Source organism: Pseudomonas sp. FP2294 (assembly GCF_030687625.1).
Classification (GTDB): domain Bacteria; phylum Pseudomonadota; class Gammaproteobacteria; order Pseudomonadales; family Pseudomonadaceae; genus Aquipseudomonas; species Aquipseudomonas shahriarae.
On the sequence record NZ_CP117441.1, the window covers coordinates 1,548,406 to 1,570,622 of the forward strand.

Sequence of the window (22,217 nt, forward strand, 5' to 3'; positions counted from 1 at the left end):
CGCCACGTCTCTCGCCACAGACAGGTACTGGCCTGTGGCTTTAGCTCATTGAGTTATAAGCACCATACTTTGCGTGATATGGCCCGCCAGCGTTTGCCGGTATGATAGGCGCCCCCGCAGTCTGGATTGCGAATACGCCATGACCCTGCAATACCCAACCATCGCCGATTGCGTCGGCAACACACCTTTGGTCCGCTTGCAGCGCATGGCGGGTAACACCAGCAATACCTTGCTGCTCAAGCTCGAGGGGAATAACCCGGCGGGCTCGGTCAAGGACCGTCCGGCGCTGTCGATGATCGCCCGTGCCGAGCAGCGCGGGCAGATCAAGCCCGGCGACACCCTGATCGAAGCCACCTCCGGTAATACCGGGATTGCCCTGGCCATGGCCGCAGCGATCAAGGGCTACAAAATGATCCTGATCATGCCCGACAACGGCAGCGCCGAGCGCAAGGCCGCGATGACCGCCTATGGCGCCGAGCTGGTCCTGGTGACCCAGGAAGAGGGCATGGAAGGCGCGCGTGATCTCGCCGAGCGCATGGCCGCCGAAGGCCGTGGCCAGGTGTTGGACCAGTTCGCCAACGGTGACAACCCCGAGGCGCACTACACCAGCACCGGCCCGGAGATCTGGCGCCAGACCCAGGGCACCATCACCCATTTCGTCAGCTCCATGGGCACCACCGGCACCATCATGGGTAACTCGCGCTACCTCAAGGAGCAGAACCCGGCGATCCAGATCGTTGGCCTGCAACCGATGGAAGGCGCGGCGATCCCGGGGATCCGCCGTTGGCCCGAAGAGTACCTGCCCAAGATCTACAACGCTGCCCGCGTCGATCGCATCATCGACATGGCCCAGCGTGAAGCCGAAGACACCACCCGTCGCCTGGCCCGTGAAGAAGGCATCTTCTGCGGCGTGTCCTCCGGCGGTGCGGTGGCGGGGATGTTGCGTTTGTCTGCAGAACTGGAAAACGCGGTGATCGTCGCGATCATCTGTGACCGAGGCGACCGCTACCTGTCGACCGGCATTTTCGACGCGCCCAACTGATGGCCAAGCAAGAGCGAGGCCTGCGCTTCCAGCCCACGGGTGGCAGCCGGGCGCCCCAAGTACCGGTCGGCAAAAAGCAGCGCCTGACCATTGAGCGCCTGGCCAATGATGGCCGGGGGATCGTGTTTTTCGAAGGCCGCACCTGGTTTGTGGTGGGTGCCCTGGCCGGCGAGGAAGTCGAGGCGCGGGTGCTGGGCGCCCATGGCAAAGTGGTCGAGGCCCGCACCGAGCGGGTGTTCAAGGCCAGTGAACTGCGGCGCCCGGCGCCGTGCGTCCATGCCGGTCGTTGCGGCGGTTGCAGCCTGCAACATTTGCCCCATGGCGAACAGCTTGCCCTGAAACAGCGCATGCTCGCCGAGCAATTGTCCCGTGTCGCCGGGGTCGAGCCCCAGGAGTGGGCCGCGCCGTTGAGCGGGCCCGAGTTCGGCTATCGCCGCCGCGCCCGTGTCGCGGTGCGCTGGGACGCCAAGGCCAAGCGCCTGGACGTGGGTTTTCGCGCCGTGGCCAGCCAGGACATCGTGGCCATCGACGATTGCCCGGTGCTGGTACAGGCCTTGCAACCGATCATGCAGCGTCTGCCCAATATGTTGCGGCGCCTGAGCAAACCTCAGGCCCTGGGGCATGTCGAGTTGTTCAGCGGCTCGTCGATTGCCGTGTTGCTGCGGCATATGGCGCCGCTGTCCGACGCTGACCTGCTGGTGCTGCAGGAATTTTGCGCGTTCCATGATGCCCAGTTGTGGCTGCATGGAGAGGGCGAGCCGCAGCCGTTCGCGGCCGGGCAGGCCCTGGGCTATCGTCTGGAGCAGTGGGACCTGGAGCTGGCGTACCGGCCGGGGGATTTTGTCCAGGTCAACGCCGGGGTCAATGAAGCGATGGTGGCCCAGGCGCTGGACTGGCTGGCACCGCGCTCCGACGAACGGGTACTGGACCTGTTTTGTGGCCTGGGCAACTTTGCCTTGCCCCTGGCCCGCCAGGTGCGTGAAGTGGTGGCGGTAGAGGGCGTGCAGGCCATGGTGGACCGCGCGGCCCTCAACGCAGGCAGCAATAATTTGCATAATGTGCAGTTTTTTCAGGCCGATTTGTCCCAGCCTTTGAGTGACGCGCAATGGGCCAAAGCAGGCTTTTGTGCGGTACTCTTGGACCCACCCCGCGATGGTGCCCTGGAGGTTGTGCGCAAGCTCGCCACTCTGGGGGCTGATCGCCTGGTGTATGTGTCCTGCAATCCAGCCACGCTGGCGCGGGACACTGTCGAGTTGGTCAAGCAAGGCTACCGGCTAAAACGTGCCGGGATCCTCGATATGTTTCCGCAAACCGCGCATGTCGAGGCGATGGCGTTATTTGAAGCGAGCTAGGATGCTCGCTTAGTCCGACTGGCCTGCGTTCTCCTGGGCCTGTGACCTGCCAGGGAGTTCGCGTTACAAGGGTCAGCGATTTTGACGCGCTACAGGCGCGTCGTAGGGAAGGTAAGCAAGATGGTACAGGTGAGAGCACACCAGCCGATCAACACCGACGGCAGTATCAATCTCGAGGCATGGCTGGATCATGCCGTCAGTGTCGATCCGGCACTGGACCGTGAAGCCTTGAAAACCGCCTGCGAGTTCGCTCGCGAGGCCGAACAGCAAGACAATGCGGCCAAGAATCTGTGGGCCGAAGGAACCTCCAGTTTCCGTACCGGGCTTGAAATCGCCGAGATCCTCGCCGACCTCAAGCTGGATCAGGACTCGCTGATCGCTGCGGTGCTCTATCGCGGCGTACGCGAGGGGCATATTGCGTTGCCCTTGGTCAGCCAGCGTTTCGGCGCGGTGGTGGCCAAGCTGATCGACGGCGTGCTGCGCATGGCTGCGATCAGCGCCAGCCTCAGCCCGCGCCAGTCGATGGTGCTGGGCACCCAGGGCCAGGTGGAAAATCTGCGCAAGATGCTGGTGGCGATGGTCGACGACGTACGCGTGGCGCTGATCAAGCTGGCCGAACGTACCTGCGCGATCCGTGCGGTGAAAACCGCCGATGACGAAAAGCGCAACCGTGTCGCCCGCGAGGTCTTCGATATCTACGCGCCCCTGGCCCACCGCCTGGGGATCGGCCATATCAAGTGGGAGCTGGAGGACCTGTCCTTCCGCTACCTCGAACCCGATCAATACAAACAGATCGCCACCCTGCTGCATGAGCGGCGGCTGGACCGTGAGCGCTTTATCAGCGATGTGATGGGCCAGTTGCGCTCGGAGTTGCAGGCGACCGGCGTCGAAGCCGATATCAGCGGGCGCGCCAAACACATCTATTCGATCTGGCGCAAAATGCAGCGCAAGGGCCTGGCCTTCAGCCAGATCTACGACGTGCGCGCCGTACGCGTGCTGGTGCCGGAAATGCGCGATTGCTACACCGCGCTGGGCATCGTCCACACCCTGTGGCGGCATATTCCCAAGGAATTCGACGACTACATCGCCAACCCCAAGGAAAACGGCTACCGCTCGCTGCACACGGCGGTGATCGGCCCCGAGGGCAAGGTGCTGGAAGTGCAGATCCGTACCCATGCCATGCACGAAGAAGCCGAGCTGGGGGTTTGCGCGCACTGGCGCTACAAGGGTACCGACGTCAAGGCGGGCTCCAACCAGTACGAAGAGAAAATCTCCTGGCTACGCCAAGTGCTGGAGTGGCACGAAGAACTCGGCGATATCGGCGGCCTGGCCGAACAGTTGCGGGTGGATATCGAGCCAGACCGGGTCTATATCTTCACCCCCGACGGCCACGCCATCGACCTGCCCAAGGGCGCGACACCGCTGGACTTCGCCTACCGCGTGCACACCGAGATCGGCCACAACTGCCGTGGCGCCAAGATCAACGGGCGTATCGTGCCGCTCAACTACAGCCTGCAGACCGGTGAACAGGTCGAGATCATCACCAGCAAGCACGGCACCCCGAGCCGCGACTGGCTGAACCCGAACCTGGGCTACATCACCACGTCGCGGGCGCGGGCGAAGATTGTCCACTGGTTCAAGCTGCAGGCGCGGGACCAGAACGTCGCCGCCGGCAAGACTCTGCTCGAGCGCGAGCTGGGGCGCCTGGGCCTGCCCCAGGTGGATTTCGACAAGTTGGCCGAAAAAGCCAACATGAAGATTGCCGAAGACATGTTCGCCGCCCTCGGCGCCGGCGACCTGCGCCTGGCGCAACTGGTCAACCTGGCCCAGCAGTTGGTGGAGCCGGAGCGCGGCAGCGAACAACTGGAACTGATTCCCCGCAAGGCCACCGGCTACAAGCCGGGCAAGCGCGGCGATATCCAGATCCAGGGCGTGGGCAACCTGATGACCCAGATGGCCGGCTGCTGCCAGCCGTTGCCGGGCGACGCGATCGTCGGCTACATCACCCAGGGCCGTGGGGTGAGCATTCACCGCCAGGATTGTGCCTCGGTGTTGCAACTGGGCGGGCGCGAGCCGGAGCGGATCATCCAGGTCAGCTGGGGCCCGGTGCCGGTGCTCACCTACCCGGTGGACATCATCATCCGCGCCTACGACCGTTCGGGGTTGCTGCGTGACGTCTCGCAAGTGCTGCTCAACGAGCGGATCAACGTACTGGCGGTCAACACCCGCTCGAACAAGGAGGACAACACCGCGTTGATGTCCCTGACCATCGAGATTCCGGGTCTGGACGCGTTGGGGCGGCTGCTGGGGCGTATCTCCCAACTGCCGAACATCATCGAGACCCGGCGTAACCGCACGCCATGAACCACTGGATGAGTGCGGCCTGAAATGTGGGAGCGGGCTTGTGTGGGAGCTGGCTTGCCTGCGATGCACGCGCCTCGGTCTACCCGATACCGAGGTGCCTGCATCGCGGGCAAGCCCGACGCCCACATTTGCTCGGTGGTTTTCCCACTTGATCGGATAGAGAACGATGTATTCACTTGAAGACCTGCTACACCTGATGAACCGTCTGCGCGACCCGCAATACGGTTGCCCGTGGGACATCAGGCAAACCTACGCCAGTATCGTGCCTCACACCCTGGAAGAAGCCTACGAAGTCGCCGACGCCATCGAGCGTGGGGATTTTGATCATCTGCAAGGCGAGCTGGGCGACCTGTTGTTCCAGGTGGTCTATTACAGCCAACTGGCCCGGGAAGAAGGGCGCTTCGAGTTCACCGGCGTGGTCGACAGCATCACCCGCAAGCTGATTCGCCGGCATCCCCATGTGTTCCCCACCGGCGACCTGTATGCGCCGCTGGATATCCCTCAGTTAAGCGAAGAGCAGGTCAAGGCGCGCTGGGAGCAAATCAAGGCTGAGGAGCGCGCAGAAAAATCCGCTGCCCCACAGCAACTGTCCCTGCTCGATGATGTACCCCACGCCTTGCCGTCCCTGTCCCGCGCCGCCAAATTGCAAAAGCGCGCGAGCCAGGTCGGCTTCGACTGGCCAGCGGCGCTGCCGGTGGTGGATAACGTGCGTGAAGAGCTCGATGAAGTGCTCGAAGCCATGGCCGACAACGACCCGGCAGCGATTGCCGATGAAGTCGGTGACCTGCTGTTTGCAGCGGTCAACCTGGCCCGGCACCTCAAGGTGGACCCGGAAACCGCCCTGCGCGGTGCCAATGCCAAATTCGAAAGGCGATTCCGATTTATCGAACAGGCATTGCGCGACACCCACCGTCCCATGGAAGATTGCACCCTCGAAGAGTTGGACGCCCTCTGGGGCGAAGCCAAACGCCAGGAAAAGAATGTGTCCAACTGCGGTTGAGCAGTTGCCTAAGTGAGTAAGCACCATGAGCATTTCCCTTCGCGACCAGTTGCTCAAAGCAGGCCTGGTCAATCAGAAGCAGGCCAAGCAGGTCGGCAAAGACAAGCAGAAGCAGCAGCGCCTGGTTCACAAAGGCCAGGCCCAGGCCGATGACACCCAGCAGCGCCTGGCCCTGGAAGCGCAGGCCGAGAAGGTCAAGCGCGACCAGGAGCTCAACCGCCAGCAGCAGGAAAAGGTCGAGGCCAAGGCCCGTGCCGCGCAGGTCAAGCAATTGATCGAGACCTCGCGCCTGCCCAAGTTGACCACCGAGGACTACTACAACTTCGTGGACGACAAGAAGGTCAAGCGCCTGTCGGTCAACACCTTGATGCGCAACAAGCTGAGCAATGGCTCGTTGGCGATTGTCCATCACGGTGGCGGTTACGAAGTGATTCCACGGGAGGCCGCGCTGAAAATCCAGGAGCGCGCACCTGAGCGTATCGTCCAGATGAACATCCTCACCGAGACCCAGGTGCCGGATGAGGATGATCCGTACGCCGCCTATCAGATCCCTGACGACCTGATGTGGTAAGGCGTTAAAAACAACAAACCCCGCTCAAAAGGCGGGGTTTGTGTTTATAGGCACTGCGGCTGCGTGGGCCGGGTGGCTAGGGGATTTCAGCGCTTCAGGCGCTTGATGCCTGGCGTCTCATTTCGAGGGTTTCGAGCTCGTTTTTATAATTATGGGCGTCGCACTCGTTGTGAAACATACCGACCAGCAGGTCTTGTTGATGCACATCCCAGATATGAATCCCGTGGGCCAGGGCCTCGTGGGACATATGGGCATCGTCGCGTTCCGTTACTTTTACTGTCATCTGCTTGCTCCAGTCTCTGGTTGATCTGCGGCAAGGCGTCGCAGGCCTTTGTTATATATTTTGTTAGCTTGCTAAGTAAACTGACTTTGCACGCAACAATTCATTGCAGCAAACGCAACAATGCTCCAGGCCACGTAAACCGCGACATTGCGTCGCAGGGCCTGGGGTTTTATGACAAAAGCTTCATGTTCGAGTCAGGCTTTGTCCGGGTGCCAGGCCTTCCACCGCTATCCCAGGCGAGCCAGCTCCCACCTTGGAATGCACCACCTGTGGGAGCTGGCTTGCCTGCGATAACGCCAGTCGCCTCACTCCAAACGCCAGGCGAAAAAAAGCCCCGCATTTAGCGAGGCTCTTTTAAACACTCAACGATCAGCTGCCTTTCACAGCCTTGCCGTTGACCGTGCCGTCCAACAGCATGATGTTGTATTCCTTGCCGTCGGTTTCGACTTGTTGCAGGCGAACCAGCAGGTAATCCCAATCCTTGGCAAACCACATCACAGTAATGCGCTTGCTTTGCGTCGGGTCGCGCACGCGCTCAACCTTGATGGCGTCGATCTTGCCGGCCTTGGTCTCGACTTTCTCGGCACCCAGCACGCGGAAGTCATAGGTGTCGACCTCGCCGTCATCCACCACCTGGTAGCTCATGGTTTTCTTGCCGGCGGCCACGTCATGCTGCAGGGCCAACTGGTAAGTGGATTTGTCGACCATGCCACGGTTCAGCGGGATCTTCACCGCATCACCGCGATCGGTGCCGGTGACCATCTTGGCGGTCCAATCGAAGTCCAGGTCGGCTTTCTTGGCTTTACCCAGCCCACCCCGTTCAAAGTGGTAGGACTGTGGCAGCAAAGTATCCTTGTCCAGGGTCAAGGTGCTGGTTTCGGTCAGGCTGGCGATCATCATCGAGGCCTTGAAGCTGAGCTTCCAGGTACCGTCGGCGTTTTTTTCCAGGCTGCGTTCCGCAGTGCCGCTCATGGGCAACTGCTTCCAGTCGGCGGTATAGCTGGCGGAGAAAGGCTGAAGGTCTGCCGCGTGCACGGCAGGCAGGGCAAACAGAGCAAAAGCGAAGAGCAGGGCGCGACGCATAAAATCTCCTAGGTACGAATCAAGTGGCCGCTGGCCGCAAGTAACTGGCCATCCAACAATGCACCCTGTTCACCGAGAACCAAGCGGCCTTCGGCAAACCAGCGAACCGCCAGCGGGTAAATCCTGTGTTCCTGGGTGTGAACCCGTTGCGCAAGGCTCTGCGCTGAGTCCGCAGACTCTACCGGAACTACTGCCTGTACGACCAGAGGCCCGCCATCGAGTTCCTCGGTGACAAAGTGCACGCTGCAGCCGTGCTCCGTATCGCCGGCCTCAAGGGCCCGTTGGTGAGTGTGTAACCCTTTGTATTTAGGCAGCAGGGAAGGGTGGATATTCAGCAGGCGCCCCTGGTAATGGCGCACGAAATCAGCGCTGAGAATGCGCATGAAACCGGCGAGGACCACGAGCTTGGGGTTGAAGGCGTCGATCAATTCGATCAAGGCTGCATCGAAGGCCTCGCGACCGTCGAACGCCTTGTGATCCAGGGCGCGGGTGTCGATACCCGCGTCCTGGGCGCGTTGCAGGCCGTAGGCGTCGCTGCGGTTGGAAATCACCGCAGCGATGCGCACCGGGCTGTCGCCGGCGCGCGTGCTGTCGATCAGGGCCTGCAAGTTACTGCCGGTGCCGGAGAGCAGCACCACGACATCACAGGTTGCTGGCATCAGTGAGCCTTGAGGTTCTTCAGTTCAACCTGGGCAGCACCTTCGGCAGCCGTGGCGATCTGACCGATCACCCATGGCTGCTCGCCGGCTTCACGCAGAACGTTCAGCGCGGTTTCCACGTGCTCTTGAGCCACGCAGATGACCATGCCCACGCCGCAGTTCAGCACGCGGTGCATTTCGGTCTCGTTGACGTTGCCTTTCTCTTGCAGCCAGTCGAAGACCGCCGGGCGCTGCCAGCTGGCCACGTCGACGATGGCCTGGGCGCCTTTTGGCAGTACGCGCGGGATGTTGTCCAGCAGGCCGCCACCGGTGATGTGGGCCATGGCCTTGACCGCGCCGGTGTCCTTGATCAGCTTGAGCAATGGCTTGACGTAGATGCGGGTCGGGGCCATCAGCAGGTCGGTCAAAGGCTTGCCGTCGAGCTGGGTGTTCTCGATGTCGGCGCCGGACACTTCGATGATCTTGCGGATCAGCGAGTAGCCGTTGGAGTGCGGGCCGGACGATGGCAGAGCCAGCAGGGCGTCACCGGCAGCCACCTTGGAGCCGTCGATGATCTCGGCTTTTTCCACGACGCCGACGCAGAAGCCGGCCAGGTCGTAGTCTTCGCCTTCGTACATGCCTGGCATTTCAGCGGTTTCGCCGCCGACCAGGGAGCAACCCGACAGTTCGCAGCCAGCGCCGATACCGGTGACCACTTGTGCAGCGGTCTCCACGTTGAGCTTGCCGGTGGCGTAGTAGTCGAGGAAGAACAACGGCTCGGCGCCGCATACCACCAGGTCGTTGACGCACATGGCCACCAGGTCGATGCCGATGGTGTCGTGCTTGTTCAGGTTCAGGGCCAGGCGCAGCTTGGTGCCCACGCCGTCGGTGCCGGAGACCAGCACTGGCTGCTTGTAGCCGGCCGGGATCTCGCAGAGGGCGCCGAAACCGCCCAGGCCGCCCATGACTTCGGGGCGCGCAGTGCGCTTGGCGACGCTCTTGATGCGTTCGACCAATGCTTCACCGGCGTCGATGTCTACACCGGCGTCCTTGTAGCTCAGGGAGGGTTGCTTGCTCATGATCCAGGCCTTTAGGGGGGATTCAGGGGTAACGACCGATGCGGTGGGCACAGAAGCTGAACACTTCAGGACGCCCAGCCGTTGACGGTCTGCGAAGGCGCGCGATTTTATCAGGCTTGAGGGGCAGCGGCCATCCTCGGGCCGACGGGCAGGGGCATATGGTGCTAAAAAAACCTTAATAGGCGCCGCGATCGCCTGTATTAAGGTATAGCCTTTAACCCGCTATCGTTATGACAGTACGAAAACTTACCGGGGCCTTGTGAATGTTTTGCCGGTCGCTGTGGTCACAGCCTTGCTTAACCTTCTTCACGCGGCCTGTTCCAGCCGCTTTTTTGTCGTTCGGGAATCTTTTTTCATGGGTCTGAGTAGATACTTTTTTGTTGGCTGTTTGTCGTTGGTCAGCCTGGCCAGTCATGCCGAAACCGTTAATGGTCTTTATCAAGTGCTGGAGCCGGTCAGCAGCCAGGCGCCGGAGGAGCGCGAACAAGCTACCCAGCGCGCCCTGCAGACCCTGGTAGTCCGCCTCACCGGCGACGCCAAGGCCGCCCAGGGCCCTGGCCTGGCGGCGATCCGCAAGGATCCGCAACAGATCATCAGCCAGTACGGTTACGACGCCGGCCCGCCGGAAAGCCTGCAAGTGGATTTCGATCCGGTCAGCACCGACCGCGCCCTGCGCGATGCCGGTCTGGCGTTGTGGGGCAACAATCGGCCGTCGATCCTTGGCTGGTGGCTGAGCGATTCCACTGAAGGCAGCAGCCTGGTCGGTGATGGCCAGTCGGCTGCCGAGCCGCTGCGCCGTGCGGCCCAGCATCGCGGCCTGCCTTTGCGCCTGCCGCTGGGCGATCTCGATGAGCAGATCGTCGCCACCGCACCCACTCTTGAAAGTGCCGATCCGGCCCCTCTGCGTGCGGCCTCCGAGCGTTATGGCGCCGACGCCTTGCTGGCGGTGCATGCCCGTGAAGATGCGGGCCAATGGCAAGCCAAGTGGCGCCTGTGGCTGGGTGACAAAGCCGAGCAGGGCACGGTGCAGGGCGCCGACCCCGCGGCGTTGGCCGATGCCGTGCTGCTGGCAGTCAGCGAGCGCCTGGCGCCCCGTTTTGCGGTAAAAGCCGGGGTGTCCAGCGAGCAGTTGCTGCAAGTGCAGGGCATGACCCTGGAGCGCTACGCCGCCCTCGGTCATCTGCTGGAGCCGTTCGGTGCTCAGTTGCAGCGGGTTGAGGGTGACCGGATCGTCTATCGCGTCAACGGCAGCAGCGAGCAGTTGCGCAGCCAATTGAGCCTGGCCAAGTTGCAGGAAGTGCCGGCCGGTGAGGCGCTCGCGCCACAACCTGTGCCGTCGCCCGTAGCCGAAGGCGCGCAGCCGGTGCCGCAAGCCGAGCCTGAACCGCAACTGCGTTTCCGTTGGTAAATGTTCTTCCTTATATAGAAGCAAATAACAGATGGAGTGGTTTATGGCGGATACGCGTCGTTGGGTGTGGCTTGGCGGGGTTGTCCTGCTGTGCGTCTTTGTATTCTTGCTGCATTCGATCCTGACGCCGTTCCTGGTCGCCTTGCTGCTGGCCTATCTGTTCGATCCTGTGGTGGATCGCCTGGAAAAGGCCGGGCTGTCGCGCACCTGGGGCGTGGTGGCGGTGTTTGCGCTGTTTACCCTGATCGTCATGGCGCTGTTGCTGGTGCTGGTGCCGATGCTGGCCAAGCAACTGTTGCGCCTGTACGAACTGGCGCCGCAAATGCTCGATTGGCTGCAGCACACGGCCATGCCCTGGGTGCAGTCCAAACTCGGCCTGGCCGATGGCTTCTGGAAGTTCGACAAGGTCAAGGCCGCGATCAGCGAGCATATGGGCCAGACCACCGATATCGTCGGGGTGATCCTCAGTCAGGCCACGGCCTCCAGCCTGGCGTTGATCGGCTGGCTGACCAACCTGGTATTGATCCCGGTGGTGGCGTTCTACCTGCTGCGTGACTGGGACATCATGATGGCCAAGATCCGCAGCCTGCTGCCCCGTGATCGCGAGGAGCGCATCGTGTCCCTGGCCGGGGAGTGCCATGAGGTGCTGGGCGCCTTTGTCCGTGGGCAGTTGCTGGTGATGGTGGCGCTGGGGATTATCTACGCTGGCGGGCTAATGGCGATCGGCCTGGAACTGGGCCTGTTGATCGGCATGATTGCCGGCCTGGCGGCGATTGTGCCGTACATGGGCTTTGTCATCGGGATTGGTGCGGCGCTGGTGGCTGGCCTGTTCCAGTTTGGCGGTGACTTGTACCCGATGCTGGGGATTGTCGCGGTGTTCATGGCCGGCCAGGCCCTGGAAGGCATGGTGCTGACGCCGTTGCTGGTGGGCGATCGCATCGGCCTGCACCCGGTGGCGGTGATCTTTGCGATCCTGGCGGGCGGCGAGCTGTTCGGCTTTACCGGCATCCTCCTGGCGCTGCCGGTAGCTGCGGTGATCATGGTGCTGGTGCGCCATGTGCACGATGTGTACAAGGATTCGGGCGCCTATACGGGCGCCGATGACCCTCAGTTGTAAGACTGATCACAAACCCGGCTCAAGGCCGGGTTTGTTGTCTGTGGGGCTTGGCATTTAGCCATCGCGCCAAACAATCTCCAAAAAATCCAATGAGTTAACGCAAACCTTTGATTTTGCTTGTGGTCTGTTGCATTGTGCGCCCGGCGTCACGGGTATAAACTTTGCAAACTTTTCACAGAGGCCACTAACGGTTCGATTGGGACCGTTCAGTCAGCATGAAACCGATTCAGCTGCCCCTAGGTGTGCGTCTGCGTGACGACGCTACCTTCATCAATTACTACCCAGGCGCCAATGCCGCTGCACTCGGCTATGTCGAGCGGCTCTGCGAAGCCGACGCCGGGTGGACGGAAAGCCTGATCTACCTCTGGGGCAAGGACGGCGTGGGGCGTACCCACCTGTTGCAGGCCGCCTGCCTGCGCTTTGAGCAGATGGGGGAGCCAGCGGTGTATTTGCCGTTGGCCGAACTGCTGGACCGTGGCATCGGCATCCTCGATAACCTCGAGCAATACGAACTGGTGTGCCTGGATGACCTGCAAGCCGTTGCCGGCCGGGCGGACTGGGAAGAAGCGCTGTTCCATCTGTTCAACCGCCTGCGCGACAGCGGCCGGCGTCTGTTGATTGCCGCCTCTACCTCGCCACGGGAATTGCCGGTCAAGCTGGCAGACCTCAAGTCGCGGCTGACCCTGGCGCTGATCTTCCAGATGCGCCCACTGTCCGACGAAGACAAGCTGCGTGCCCTGCAACTGCGCGCTTCGCGTCGTGGCCTGCACCTGACCGATGAAGTCGGGCATTTCATCCTCACCCGTGGCACCCGCAGCATGAGCGCGCTGTTCGACTTGCTCGAACAACTCGACCAGGCCTCGTTGCAGGCCCAGCGCAAGCTCACCATTCCCTTCCTCAAAGAAACCCTCGGCTGGTAGCCAGCCCTTTAAAACCGGGGCCCCTGGCAAATTACAGGCGTCAGAAAACCTGCGTTTGGGCCGCTCTGGCCACGCAAAAGGGTCTAAATGGGGTTCAAGGGCTTAGATGACATGGGTCAAACAAGAAGTCACATAGATCACGATTGAATTTGCAAATCGATGTCATAGAAGGCATAGTCTCGGCTTCTTTACATATCAGCCACGGTCGTGCCCATGCTAAATCGCTTCGCACCCCTCGTGCCTCTCGCACTCGTTACCCTGTTGTTTGGTTGCGCCACCCACCCCCAGCAGGTGGTCGAGCAGCAAAAGCCACAACAACAGCATCAAGCCAAATTCGTCGCAGCACAGTCTTCTTCTGTTTATGAAGAAGAGGTGGCGACCGAAAAAGAACTGGCTGAGTTCGCCGACAGCAAGCCTTATCAACTGCCACTGCTGGCCGACAGTATCCTCGAACGCGGCATGTCCCTGATCGGTACCCGTTACCGTTTCGGTGGTACCTCTGAAGCCGGTTTCGACTGCAGTGGCTTTATCGGCTACCTGTTTCGTGAAGAAGCCGGCATGAACCTGCCGCGCTCCACCCGCGAAATGATCAACGTGGATGCACCGTTGGTCGCACGAAACAACCTCAAGCCCGGCGATCTGCTTTTCTTCAGTACCAACGGCCGTGGTCGCGTCAGTCACGCCGGTATCTACCTGGGCGATGACCAGTTCATCCACTCCAGCAGCCGCCGTAGCGGTGGGGTGCGGGTCGATAAGCTGGGTGACAGCTACTGGAGCAAAACCTTCATCGAAGCCAAGCGCGCTTTGGCGATGGCCCCGACTACCGTTACCGCTCGCAAGTAAAGTTAAAGTGATACTTGAAGTTTGACGCGTAAGCGCTAGAATCCTGAGATATTGTTGCGAACCTGACCGCGCAAGCTTGCTTGCGCGGTCTAGTTTTCAGCGTTCGGCAGCGAAAGCCGCATCCAGATCAGGATTGTTCTGCCCATGTCGACCTCGGCCCGCCTAATTCTTGTTGTTTGCGCCGCACTGCTCAGTGCCTGCGCCAGCCGTCCTCCACCTGCGCCTGTGGCCGTCAAGCCCAAGCCGGTATTCAACTATTCCACCCAGAACTTTTCGCCAGTGGCCGAAGATGTGCTGTTTCGCGCCCTGGGCCTGGTGGGCACGCCTTACCGCTGGGGCGGCAACACCCCGGATTCGGGGTTTGATTGCAGTGGTTTGATTGGTTTTGTCTACCGCGACGCCGCGGGCATCTCGCTGCCGCGCACCACTCGCGAGCTGATTGTGATGCGGGCCCAGGACGTGCGCGAAGATGCGCTGCAGACCGGCGACCTGCTGTTCTTCGCCACGGGCGGTGGCTCGCAGGTCAGCCATGCCGGCATCTACGTGGGTGAAGGGCGTTTCGTGCATGCGCCGCAAACCGGCGGTACGGTGAAGCTTGATACCTTGTCCAAGGCCTACTGGCAGAATGCCTATTTGAGCGCCAAGCGCGTGTTGCCGGCGGGGCAATTGGCGCGTAATCCCTAAGCCAAATATAAAACCCAATGTGGGAGCGGGCTTGCCCGCGATGGCGGTGTGTCAGTGGATAGATTCCTGACTGATCCACAGCCATCGCGGGCAAGCCCGCTCCCACAGTTGTTTTGGGGTGCTCGCAAATCATTTATTTGGCTGAAGACACCCGCCACACCTTATTCCCCACATCGTCCGCCACCAGCAACCCGCCTTGCTGGTCGATCACCACGCCCACCGGCCGGCCCATAGCTTTCTCATCACTGTTGAGAAAGCCGGTCAGCACATCCACCGGCGCGCCGTTGGGCTTGCCCCCCGCAAATGGCACAAAGATCACCTTGTACCCGCTGTGCGGCTTGCGATTCCACGAACCGTGCTGGCCGATAAAAGCGCCTTGGGCAAATTGCGCCGGTAGGGTGTTGCCTTCGGCAAAGGTCAGGCCCAGCGACGCGGTGTGGGGGCCGACGGCATAGTCCGGCGCAATGGCCTTGGCCACCAGGTCCGGGTCCTGCGGCGTGACCCGTACATCCACATGCTGGCCGTAATAGCTGAACGGCCAGCCATAAAAGCCGCCATCCTTGACCGAGGTGATGTAGTCCGGCACCAGGTCGCTGCCGATTTCATCGCGCTCGTTGACTGCCGTCCACAGCTTGCCGCTTTGCGGCTCCCAGGCCATGCCATTGGGGTTGCGCAGCCCGGAGGCAAAAATCCGCTGCTTGCCGCTGGCCCGGTCGACTTCCCAGATCGCCGCACGCCCCTGTTCGGCTTCCAGGCCGTTTTCACCGACGTTGCTGTTGGAACCCACGCTCACATACAACGTGCTGCCGTCCTTGCTGGCCACCACGTTTTTCGTCCAGTGGTGGTTGAGCGGGCCGCCCGGCAGGTCGATGACCTTGGTGCCCTGGGCCTTGATCGCGGTTTCTCCCGGTTGATAGGGGAAGCGCAGCAGCTTGTCCGAGTCGGCCACATACAGGTCGTTGCCCACCAGGGTCATGCCAAACGGCGAGTTGAGGTTTTCCAGGAACACCGTGCGGGTTTCCGCCACGCCATCATGGTCGGCATCGCGTAGCAGGGTGATGCGGTTCGGGCTGGGTACGCCGGCACCGGCACGGCCCATGACCTTTTCCATGACCCAGCCGCGAATGCCCTTGGAGTCATCCGGCTTGGGCGGCGCGTTGGTCTCGGCCACCAGCACGTCGCCATTGGGCAATACATACAGCCAGCGCGGGTGATCCAGGCCTTCGGCGAAGGCGCCAACCTGGGTACCGGCGGCGGCCTTGGGCTTGGCGCCGGCGGGCCAGCCAATCGCCGGAGCGATGTTGACGGTGGGGATCAGGGTTTTATTCGGTTCCGGCAGCTTGGGCGACGGCCCGGTGCCATCGGATACCTGCAAGGTTGAGCTTTCGCCACAGGCAGCGAGTGCGCCTGCGGCCATGATCAGTAGGGCGAGTCGGGTCTTGTGCATGTTTTTCTCCTCAATGCCTGTAGTCATAGAGGTATGGCGCGCGGCGATGGTTCAAGTACGTGGCCGGCTTTAATTGACGCTGTACCCCCAACCCACTAACCTTCGCCGCTTGTTTCAGGTGCTCTGTGGCGTACGCGCCGACCGAGTGAAACAGGGAAGCCGGTGAGTGCGCGCACTTTTCTACAGTGTGGCCACGATCCCGGCGCTGCCCCCGCAACGGTAAATGAGTCAAGACGCTGCTTTTGCCACTGTATCGCCTGCGATATGGGAAGGCGCATCGTCGGCTTGCCCTGGTCAATCGGGCGCCACTCATGAGCCCGGAGACCGGCCTGATTCATCCAACAGCATCACGGTGGGCGATGCTTGGCTTCATTTAAGTTGTCTTTTCCTGCCCGCCGTTTTTGTCCAGCCCCAACGGAGAGCTGCCATGACTGATACCCCTGATCGTGACGAACGCCACCTGGCGCGCATGCTGCGCAAAAAAGCGGTGATTGACGAGCGCATTGCCAATTCACCGAATGAATGCGGTTTGCTGCTGGTGTTGACCGGCAACGGCAAAGGCAAGAGCAGCTCGGCGTTTGGCATGCTCGCCCGGGCCATGGGGCACGGTATGCAATGCGGTGTGGTGCAGTTCATCAAGGGCCGTAACAGCACCGGTGAAGAGCTGTTCTTCCGCCGCTTCCCCGAGCAGGTGCGCTTCCATGTGATGGGCGAGGGCTTTACCTGGGAGACCCAGGACCGCCAGCGCGATATCGCTGCCGCCGAAGCGGCCTGGAAGGTTTCCCGGGAAATGTTGCAGGATCCATCCATCGGCCTGGTGGTGCTGGATGAGCTGAACATCGCGCTCAAGCACGGCTATCTGGACCTGGACCAAGTGTTGAGCGACCTGCAAGCCCGGCCACCGATGCAGCACGTGCTGGTCACCGGCCGCGGGGCCAAACCGGAACTGATTGAAATGGCCGATACCGTCACCGAAATGGGCATGCTCAAGCACGCGTTCCAGGCGGGTATCAAGGCACAGAAAGGCATCGAACTTTGAACCAGCCGCGCCATTGCCCAGCAGTGCTGATCGCCGCGCCGGCGTCAGGCCAGGGCAAGACCACTGTCACCGCCGCGCTGGCCCGTTTGCATCGCAACCTGGGGCGCAAGGTCCGGGTGTTCAAGTGCGGCCCGGACTTTCTCGACCCGATGATCCATGAGCGCGCCAGTGGTGCGCCGGTCTATCAATTGGACATGTGGATGGTCGGCGAGCAGGAAAGCCGTCGCCTGTTGTGGGAAGCCGCGGGGGAGGCGGACCTGATCCTGATCGAGGGCGTGATGGGCCTGTTCGACGGCACACCGTCCAGCGCCGACCTGGCGCGCCACTTTGGCGTGCCGGTGCTGGCAGTGATCGACGGCACCGCCATGGCCCAAACCTTTGGCGCCCTGGCGCTGGGGTTGGCGCGTTACCAGGCGGACCTGCCGTTCGCCGGGGTCCTGGCCAACCGCGTCGGCACCGTGCGCCATGCGCAGTTGCTGGAAGGCAGCCTGACCGAAGGCCTGCGCTGGTACGGCGCGCTGTCCCGGGAAACCGGGATCGAGCTGCCCAGCCGCCACCTGGGCCTGGTGCAGGCCAGCGAGTTGAATGACCTCGATCTGCGCCTGGATGCCGCCGCCGCCGCCCTGGCCAGCAGTTGCGAGGTAGCGCTGCCACCGCCGGTGGAATTCGCTGCGCCGGAGGTGATCGAGGCCCAGCCGTTGCTGGCCGGGGTGCGGATTGCCGTGGCCCGTGACGAAGCCTTTGCCTTCACCTATGGCGCCAGCCTCGACTTACTGCGGGCGATGGGCGCGCAGTTGCACTTCTTCTCGCCGATCCATGACCGCGTGCTGCCCGACGCCGACAGCCTCTATCTGCCCGGTGGCTACCCGGAGTTGCATCATCAGGCGCTGTCGCAAAACACCGCGATGCTGCAGGCGATCCGCGCCCACCACAGCGCCGGCAAACCATTGCTGGCCGAATGCGGCGGCATGCTCTACCTGCTCGACTCCCTGACCGATGTCGAGGGCACGCGTGCCGAACTGCTGGGGCTGCTGCAAGGCGATGCGGTCATGCAGAAACGCCTGGCGGCCCTGGCCCTGCAAACGGTCGAATTGCCGGAAGGCGAATTGCGCGGCCACACCTACCATCATTCCCTGACCAGCACGCCGTGGCAGCCGATTGCCCGTGGCCTGAGCCCCAATGGCGGGCGCGGCGCCGAGGCGGTGTATCGCCAGGGGCGGATGACGGCCTCCTATGTGCACTTTTATTTCCCGTCGAACCCGGTTGCAGTGGCCGCGCTGTTTGCGCCGGATCGGGACGCCGCCAACGCAGGCGATTGCATTGCAACGGTAGGCGCGGGCTTGCCCGCGATAGGGTCATGACCGACAACGCCTTCCCCCAGGCCGAGCGCGACGCCATTTATCGCGCCATTGCCGAACGCCGCGACATGCGCCACTTCAGTGGCGGCACCGTCGCCCCCGAGTTGTTGCACCGCCTGCTGCACGCCGCGCACCAGGCCCCCAGCGTCGGCCTGATGCAGCCCTGGCGCTTTATCCGCATCAGCGACCGCAACCTGCGTGGGCAGATCCAGCAGTTGGTGGAAGCCGAACGCATCCGCACCGCGCAAGCCCTGGGCGAGCGCTCGGACGACTTTATGAGGCTCAAGGTCGAAGGCATCCACGACTGCGCCGAGGTGCTGGTGGCGGCGTTGATGGATGACCGTGAGCGGCATATTTTCGGGCGTCGGACCTTGCCGGAAATGGACCTGGCCTCGCTGTCCTGTGCAATCCAGAATCTATGGCTGGCGTCCCGCGCCGAAGGCCTGGGCATGGGCTGGGTGTCACTGTTCGAACCCCGGGACCTGGCCGACCTGCTGGGCCTGCCACCCGGTGCCAAGCCCCTGGCCGTGCTGTGCCTGGGCCCGGTGACGGAGTTCTATCCGGCACCGATGTTGCAACTCGAAGGCTGGACCGAACCGCGTCCGCTGAGTGACATGCTGTATGAGAATTATTGGGGAGTGAGTCAATGAGTGTGGCCTTGCTGAGTGTCGCTGCAGTGGCGCTGGATGCCCTGCTGGGCGAGCCCAGGCGCTGGCATCCGCTGGTGGCGTTCGGCAATTTTGCCGGGCGCATCGAGCAGCGTTTCAACTCCGCGGGGCGTGGCTGGCGCAGCCATGGCGTGAGCGCGTGGTTTATCACGGTGATACCGCTGACTTTGCTGGCCACGGCCTTGTCCTGGGCGCCTTACTTCGGCTGGGTGATCGAGATCCTCGCGTTGTACTTGGCCCTGGGCATGCGCAGCCTGGGTGAGCACGTGTTGCCGGTGGCCCAGGCCCTGCGCAGCGGCGACCTGGACGAAGCACGCACGCGCGTGAGTTACCTGGTCAGCCGCCAGACCAGTGAGCTGGACAGCACCGAAGTGGCCCGCGCAGCCACCGAGTCGGTGCTGGAAAACGGTAGCGACGCGGTGTTTGCCGCGCTGTTCTGGTTTGTCGTGGCCGGCGTGCCCGGCGTGGTGCTGTACCGCCTGAGCAATACCCTGGATGCCATGTGGGGCTATCGCAATGAACGTTTTGAACGTTTTGGCTGGGCGGCGGCGAAGATTGACGACCTGCTGAATTACATCCCTGCGCGGCTGGTCGCGTTGACCTACGCCGTGCTCGGCAAGACGCGCCTGGCGCTCACATGCTGGCGTCGCCAGGGGCCGACCTGGGACAGCCCGAATGCCGGGCCGGTGATGGCTGCGGGCGCTGGTGCCCTGGGCGTCGAGTTGGGCGGGGCAGCGATTTATCACGGTGAGTTGCACCAGCGTCCGATCCTCGGCGAAGGGCCGCCGGCCGATGCCGATTCCATCGAGCGTGGCTGGCAGTTGGTGCAGCGCGGCGTGTGGCTGTGGGTGTTGATCCTGTGTGCGGGGGCGCATTTCTATGCTTGAACACGGTGGACGGCTGCGCAAGGCGGCGCTGCAGTACGGCATTGCCCAGGAAGACTGGCTGGACCTGTCCAGTGGCCTCGCGCCCTGGCCCTGGCCCATCCCGCCCATCCCGCTGCGGGCCTGGGCCCGCTTGCCAGAGACCGATGATGGCCTTGAACAAGCAGCCTGTGATTACTACGGCGCGGCCCAGGTATTACCGGTGCCGGGCTCCCAGGCGGCCATCCAGTTGCTGCCGCGCCTGCGCCGGGCGGGCAAGGTCGGCGTGTTGTCGCCGTGCTATGCCGAGCATGCCGAAGCCTGGCGCCGCGCCGGTTACATCGTGCGCGAGGTGCTGGAGCAGGAAGTCGACTTCTTCCTCGACAGCCTCGACGTGTTGGTGGTGGTCAATCCCAACAACCCCACCGGCCTGAGCCTCACGCCCCAGCGCCTGCTGGATTGGCATGCGCGCCTGGCCGAGCGCGGTGGCTGGCTGGTGGTGGATGAGGCCTTTATGGACAACACCCCGCACTTGAGCCTGGCGAGCCAGGCCAATCAAGTCGGGCTGATTGTGTTGCGCTCGTTCGGCAAGTTTTTCGGCCTGGCCGGGGTGCGCCTGGGTTTTGTGCTGGCCGAACGCAAACTGCTCAAGCTGCTGGCCGAACAGGTCGGGCCTTGGGCAGTGAGCGGGCCGACCCGGGAGTTGGGCCAGGTCTGCCTGCGCGACAGCGCCGGCCATACCTACCAGCGCCAGCGCTGCGAAGACGCCAGCCAGCGCCTGTTCCGCCTGCTGGAGCAGTATGGCCTGCGCCCGCAAGGTGGCTGCGCGCTGTTCCAGTGGCTGATCAGCGATCACGCCGAGCAGTTGCATGAATTCATGGCCCAGCGCGGCATCCTGTTGCGCCTGTTTGTCCACGACAGCAGCCTGCGTTTTGGCCTGCCCGGGACTGATGCCGATTGGCTGCGCCTTGAACAGGCCCTGACTGCCTGGAAGCAAACCTCATGACCACCCTGATGGTGCAAGGCACCACCTCCGACGCGGGCAAAAGCACCCTGGTGACCGCACTGTGCCGTTGGGTCGTGCGCCAGGGCGTGCCGGTGGTGCCCTTCAAGCCGCAGAACATGGCGCTCAACAGCGCGGTGACAGCAGAAGGTGGCGAAATCGGCCGCGCCCAGGCTGTGCAGGCCCAGGCTGCCAACCTGGCGCCGCACACCGATATGAACCCGGTGCTGCTCAAGCCCAATAGCGACACCGGCTCCCAGGTCATCATCCATGGCCGCGCCGTGACCAGCATGAATGCCGTGGCCTATCACGACTACAAGGCCATCGCCATGCAGGCGGTGCTGGCCTCCCACGCGCGTTTGAGTGCGGCCTACCCGGTGGTGATGGTCGAAGGCGCAGGCTCGCCGGCCGAGATCAACCTGCGGGCCAATGACATTGCCAATATGGGCTTCGCCGAAGCGGTGGATTGCCCGGTGTTGCTGATTGCCGATATCAATCGCGGCGGGGTATTCGCCCATCTGGTGGGCACCCTGGAGCTGTTGTCGCCGTCGGAACAGGCGCGGGTCAAGGGCTTTATCATCAACCGCTTTCGCGGCGATATCGCCCTGCTGCAACCGGGCCTCGACTGGCTTGAGGCGCGCACCGGCAAGCCGGTGGTGGGGGTGCTGCCGTATGTGATGGACCTGCACCTGGAAGCCGAGGATGGCATCGACCAGCGCCAGATCGACAAGGCGGCGCAGGTGCTCAAGGTGGTGGTGCCTGTGCTGCCGCGCATCAGCAACCACACCGATTTTGACCCGCTGCGCCTGCATCCCCAGGTGGATTTGCAGTTTGTCGGCCCGGGCCAGGCAATCCCCGCAGCCGACCTGATCATCCTGCCCGGCTCGAAAAGCGTGCGCAGCGACCTGGCCTACCTGCGCGCCAATGGCTGGGACACCGCCATTGCCCGGCACCTGCGTTACGGCGGCAAGGTGCTGGGCATCTGCGGTGGCCTGCAGATGCTGGGCGAGCAGGTTCACGACCCACTGGGTCTGGAAGGGCCTGAGGGCTCCAGTGATGGCCTGGGCCTCCTGGCGTTCAGCACCACCCTGGAAGCCGAGAAACAATTGCGCAATGTGCACGGCCGCCTGGTGCTGGAAGAGGCGTCGGTCAGCGGGTATGAGATCCATGCGGGCGTGACCCGAGGTGCCGCCCTGGCGCAGCCAGCGGTACGCCTGGATGACGGCCGCAGCGACGGTGCCTGCAGCGATGACGGGCAAATCCTCGGCACGTATCTGCATGGCCTGTTCGAAACCCCGGCGGCCTGCAGCGCCGTGTTGCGCTGGGCCGGTTTGCAGGACGTGCAGGAAGTGGATTACCACGGCTTGCGCGAGCGCGATATCGAGCGCTTGGCGGACCTGGTGGAACAGCATCTGGATACCCGATTGCTGCGTCAGCTATGTGGGATTTGAGGGC

At 62.7% G+C, this 22,217-nt stretch carries 21 protein-coding genes and 1 riboswitch; of the genes, 16 read left to right on the forward strand and 5 right to left on the reverse strand.

Annotated elements, in window-relative coordinates; genetic code table 11:
• The first annotated feature begins 139 nt into the window (after positions 1–139).
• The 5 genes from cysM (at position 140) to PSH73_RS06910 (ending at position 6,329) form a co-directional block, all read left to right on the forward strand.
• Positions 140–1,042 carry a cysteine synthase CysM gene (gene cysM / locus PSH73_RS06890; protein ID WP_057438752.1) on the forward strand — a complete coding sequence of 301 codons (903 nt, stop codon included), beginning with the start codon at positions 140–142 and terminating at the stop codon, positions 1,040–1,042.
• Positions 1,042–2,394 carry a 23S rRNA (uracil(1939)-C(5))-methyltransferase RlmD gene (gene rlmD, locus PSH73_RS06895; protein ID WP_057438753.1) on the forward strand — a complete coding sequence of 451 codons (1,353 nt, stop codon included), beginning with the start codon at positions 1,042–1,044 and terminating at the stop codon, positions 2,392–2,394. Before cysM ends, rlmD begins: the two co-directional genes overlap by 1 nt.
• Positions 2,395–2,514: 120 nt before the next feature.
• Complete coding sequence (gene relA, locus PSH73_RS06900; RefSeq protein ID WP_099168065.1) at positions 2,515–4,758, forward strand: GTP diphosphokinase; 2,244 nt, start codon at positions 2,515–2,517, stop codon at positions 4,756–4,758.
• A 166-nt stretch (positions 4,759–4,924) separates the two neighbouring features.
• Positions 4,925–5,758, forward strand: coding sequence for a nucleoside triphosphate pyrophosphohydrolase (mazG, locus tag PSH73_RS06905; RefSeq protein ID WP_169876605.1), 834 nt, complete (start codon positions 4,925–4,927; stop codon positions 5,756–5,758).
• Between the two features lie 25 nt (positions 5,759–5,783).
• Entirely contained in the window at positions 5,784–6,329 is a 546-nt protein-coding gene (locus tag PSH73_RS06910) for a DUF2058 domain-containing protein (protein WP_057958846.1), read from the forward strand.
• Positions 6,330–6,423: 94 nt separating this feature from the next.
• Here the strand turns inward: PSH73_RS06910 and PSH73_RS06915 are convergent, their stop codons facing one another.
• From PSH73_RS06915 to purM, 4 genes are all read right to left on the reverse strand, one after another.
• Entirely contained in the window at positions 6,424–6,612 is a 189-nt protein-coding gene (locus tag PSH73_RS06915) for a hypothetical protein (protein ID WP_057438755.1), read from the reverse strand.
• 369 nt (positions 6,613–6,981) lie between these two features.
• Positions 6,982–7,695, reverse strand: coding sequence for a DUF3108 domain-containing protein (locus PSH73_RS06920; RefSeq protein ID WP_057444555.1), 714 nt, complete (start codon positions 7,693–7,695; stop codon positions 6,982–6,984).
• Between the two features lie 8 nt (positions 7,696–7,703).
• On the reverse strand, positions 7,704–8,354 hold the full coding sequence (gene purN, locus PSH73_RS06925; protein ID WP_057438756.1) for a phosphoribosylglycinamide formyltransferase: 651 nt from the start codon (positions 8,352–8,354) through the stop codon (positions 7,704–7,706).
• On the reverse strand, positions 8,354–9,412 hold the full coding sequence (gene purM / locus PSH73_RS06930) for a phosphoribosylformylglycinamidine cyclo-ligase (RefSeq protein WP_032857036.1): 1,059 nt from the start codon (positions 9,410–9,412) through the stop codon (positions 8,354–8,356). The genes purN and purM overlap by 1 nt, the downstream gene beginning before the upstream one ends.
• 355 nt (positions 9,413–9,767) lie before the next feature.
• On the opposite strand from purM, the gene PSH73_RS06935 reads away from it, so the two are divergent.
• From PSH73_RS06935 to PSH73_RS06955, 5 genes are all read left to right on the forward strand, one after another.
• Complete coding sequence (locus PSH73_RS06935) at positions 9,768–10,820, forward strand: DUF2066 domain-containing protein (protein ID WP_169989944.1); 1,053 nt, start codon at positions 9,768–9,770, stop codon at positions 10,818–10,820.
• Positions 10,821–10,863: 43 nt separating this feature from the next.
• Positions 10,864–11,937, forward strand: a complete 1,074-nt coding sequence (locus tag PSH73_RS06940) for an AI-2E family transporter (RefSeq protein ID WP_305462140.1) — start codon at positions 10,864–10,866, stop codon at positions 11,935–11,937.
• Positions 11,938–12,152: 215 nt separating this feature from the next.
• On the forward strand, positions 12,153–12,857 hold the full coding sequence (hda, locus tag PSH73_RS06945) for a DnaA regulatory inactivator Hda (protein WP_032857040.1): 705 nt from the start codon (positions 12,153–12,155) through the stop codon (positions 12,855–12,857).
• Between the two features lie 213 nt (positions 12,858–13,070).
• Positions 13,071–13,700 (forward strand): C40 family peptidase, encoded by a 630-nt coding sequence (locus PSH73_RS06950; protein WP_057958849.1) that lies wholly within the window; start codon positions 13,071–13,073, stop codon positions 13,698–13,700.
• A gap of 144 nt (positions 13,701–13,844) precedes the next feature.
• Positions 13,845–14,384: a C40 family peptidase gene (locus tag PSH73_RS06955; RefSeq protein WP_057444557.1), complete on the forward strand. Its 540-nt coding sequence runs from the start codon at positions 13,845–13,847 to the stop codon at positions 14,382–14,384.
• A gap of 133 nt (positions 14,385–14,517) precedes the next feature.
• Here the strand turns inward: PSH73_RS06955 and PSH73_RS06960 are convergent, their stop codons facing one another.
• On the reverse strand, positions 14,518–15,831 hold the full coding sequence (locus PSH73_RS06960) for a sorbosone dehydrogenase family protein (protein ID WP_198818158.1): 1,314 nt from the start codon (positions 15,829–15,831) through the stop codon (positions 14,518–14,520).
• Positions 15,832–15,930: 99 nt separating this feature from the next.
• A riboswitch (cobalamin riboswitch) is annotated at positions 15,931–16,179 on the forward strand.
• A gap of 79 nt (positions 16,180–16,258) precedes the next feature.
• On the opposite strand from PSH73_RS06960, the gene cobO reads away from it, so the two are divergent.
• The 6 genes from cobO to PSH73_RS06990 are packed head-to-tail and all read left to right on the forward strand — an operon-like array spanning position 16,259 to position 22,213.
• Positions 16,259–16,870 (forward strand): cob(I)yrinic acid a,c-diamide adenosyltransferase, encoded by a 612-nt coding sequence (cobO, locus tag PSH73_RS06965; protein ID WP_057438761.1) that lies wholly within the window; start codon positions 16,259–16,261, stop codon positions 16,868–16,870.
• The gene (locus PSH73_RS06970; protein ID WP_115127640.1) at positions 16,867–18,231 is read left to right on the forward strand and encodes a cobyrinate a,c-diamide synthase; all 1,365 of its coding nucleotides are present in this window, start codon (positions 16,867–16,869) and stop codon (positions 18,229–18,231) included. Before cobO ends, PSH73_RS06970 begins: the two co-directional genes overlap by 4 nt.
• Positions 18,228–18,878, forward strand: a complete 651-nt coding sequence (bluB, locus tag PSH73_RS06975; protein ID WP_057438763.1) for a 5,6-dimethylbenzimidazole synthase — start codon at positions 18,228–18,230, stop codon at positions 18,876–18,878. The genes PSH73_RS06970 and bluB overlap by 4 nt, the downstream gene beginning before the upstream one ends.
• Positions 18,875–19,783 (forward strand): adenosylcobinamide-phosphate synthase CbiB, encoded by a 909-nt coding sequence (gene cbiB / locus PSH73_RS06980; protein WP_057438764.1) that lies wholly within the window; start codon positions 18,875–18,877, stop codon positions 19,781–19,783. The genes bluB and cbiB overlap by 4 nt, the downstream gene beginning before the upstream one ends.
• Positions 19,776–20,765, forward strand: coding sequence for a threonine-phosphate decarboxylase CobD (cobD, locus tag PSH73_RS06985; RefSeq protein WP_057438765.1), 990 nt, complete (start codon positions 19,776–19,778; stop codon positions 20,763–20,765). Before cbiB ends, cobD begins: the two co-directional genes overlap by 8 nt.
• Positions 20,762–22,213 carry a cobyric acid synthase gene (locus tag PSH73_RS06990; protein WP_057958853.1) on the forward strand — a complete coding sequence of 484 codons (1,452 nt, stop codon included), beginning with the start codon at positions 20,762–20,764 and terminating at the stop codon, positions 22,211–22,213. The genes cobD and PSH73_RS06990 overlap by 4 nt, the downstream gene beginning before the upstream one ends.
• Positions 22,214–22,217: the final 4 nt, after the last annotated feature.

Bases quoted from the DNA above. Each gene is read 5' to 3' on its own strand.
- PSH73_RS06950 (WP_057958849.1), top strand. From the start codon at position 13,071: ATGCTAAATCGCTTCGCACCCCTCGTGCCTCTCGCACTCGTTACCCTG.
- relA (WP_099168065.1), top strand. From the start codon at position 2,515: ATGGTACAGGTGAGAGCACACCAGCCGATCAACACCGACGGCAGTATC.
- cobO (WP_057438761.1), top strand. From the start codon at position 16,259: ATGACTGATACCCCTGATCGTGACGAACGCCACCTGGCGCGCATGCTG.
- purN (WP_057438756.1), bottom strand. From the start codon at position 8,354: ATGCCAGCAACCTGTGATGTCGTGGTGCTGCTCTCCGGCACCGGCAGT.
- PSH73_RS06935 (WP_169989944.1), top strand. From the start codon at position 9,768: ATGGGTCTGAGTAGATACTTTTTTGTTGGCTGTTTGTCGTTGGTCAGC.
- PSH73_RS06920 (WP_057444555.1), bottom strand. From the start codon at position 7,695: ATGCGTCGCGCCCTGCTCTTCGCTTTTGCTCTGTTTGCCCTGCCTGCC.
- PSH73_RS06960 (WP_198818158.1), bottom strand. From the start codon at position 15,831: ATGCACAAGACCCGACTCGCCCTACTGATCATGGCCGCAGGCGCACTC.
- PSH73_RS06990 (WP_057958853.1), top strand. From the start codon at position 20,762: ATGACCACCCTGATGGTGCAAGGCACCACCTCCGACGCGGGCAAAAGC.
- cysM (WP_057438752.1), top strand. From the start codon at position 140: ATGACCCTGCAATACCCAACCATCGCCGATTGCGTCGGCAACACACCT.
- PSH73_RS06940 (WP_305462140.1), top strand. From the start codon at position 10,864: ATGGCGGATACGCGTCGTTGGGTGTGGCTTGGCGGGGTTGTCCTGCTG.
- PSH73_RS06955 (WP_057444557.1), top strand. From the start codon at position 13,845: ATGTCGACCTCGGCCCGCCTAATTCTTGTTGTTTGCGCCGCACTGCTC.
- mazG (WP_169876605.1), top strand. From the start codon at position 4,925: ATGTATTCACTTGAAGACCTGCTACACCTGATGAACCGTCTGCGCGAC.
- rlmD (WP_057438753.1), top strand. From the start codon at position 1,042: ATGGCCAAGCAAGAGCGAGGCCTGCGCTTCCAGCCCACGGGTGGCAGC.
- hda (WP_032857040.1), top strand. From the start codon at position 12,153: ATGAAACCGATTCAGCTGCCCCTAGGTGTGCGTCTGCGTGACGACGCT.
- PSH73_RS06915 (WP_057438755.1), bottom strand. From the start codon at position 6,612: ATGACAGTAAAAGTAACGGAACGCGACGATGCCCATATGTCCCACGAG.
- bluB (WP_057438763.1), top strand. From the start codon at position 18,228: ATGACCGACAACGCCTTCCCCCAGGCCGAGCGCGACGCCATTTATCGC.
- cbiB (WP_057438764.1), top strand. From the start codon at position 18,875: ATGAGTGTGGCCTTGCTGAGTGTCGCTGCAGTGGCGCTGGATGCCCTG.
- purM (WP_032857036.1), bottom strand. From the start codon at position 9,412: ATGAGCAAGCAACCCTCCCTGAGCTACAAGGACGCCGGTGTAGACATC.
- PSH73_RS06910 (WP_057958846.1), top strand. From the start codon at position 5,784: ATGAGCATTTCCCTTCGCGACCAGTTGCTCAAAGCAGGCCTGGTCAAT.
- cobD (WP_057438765.1), top strand. From the start codon at position 19,776: ATGCTTGAACACGGTGGACGGCTGCGCAAGGCGGCGCTGCAGTACGGC.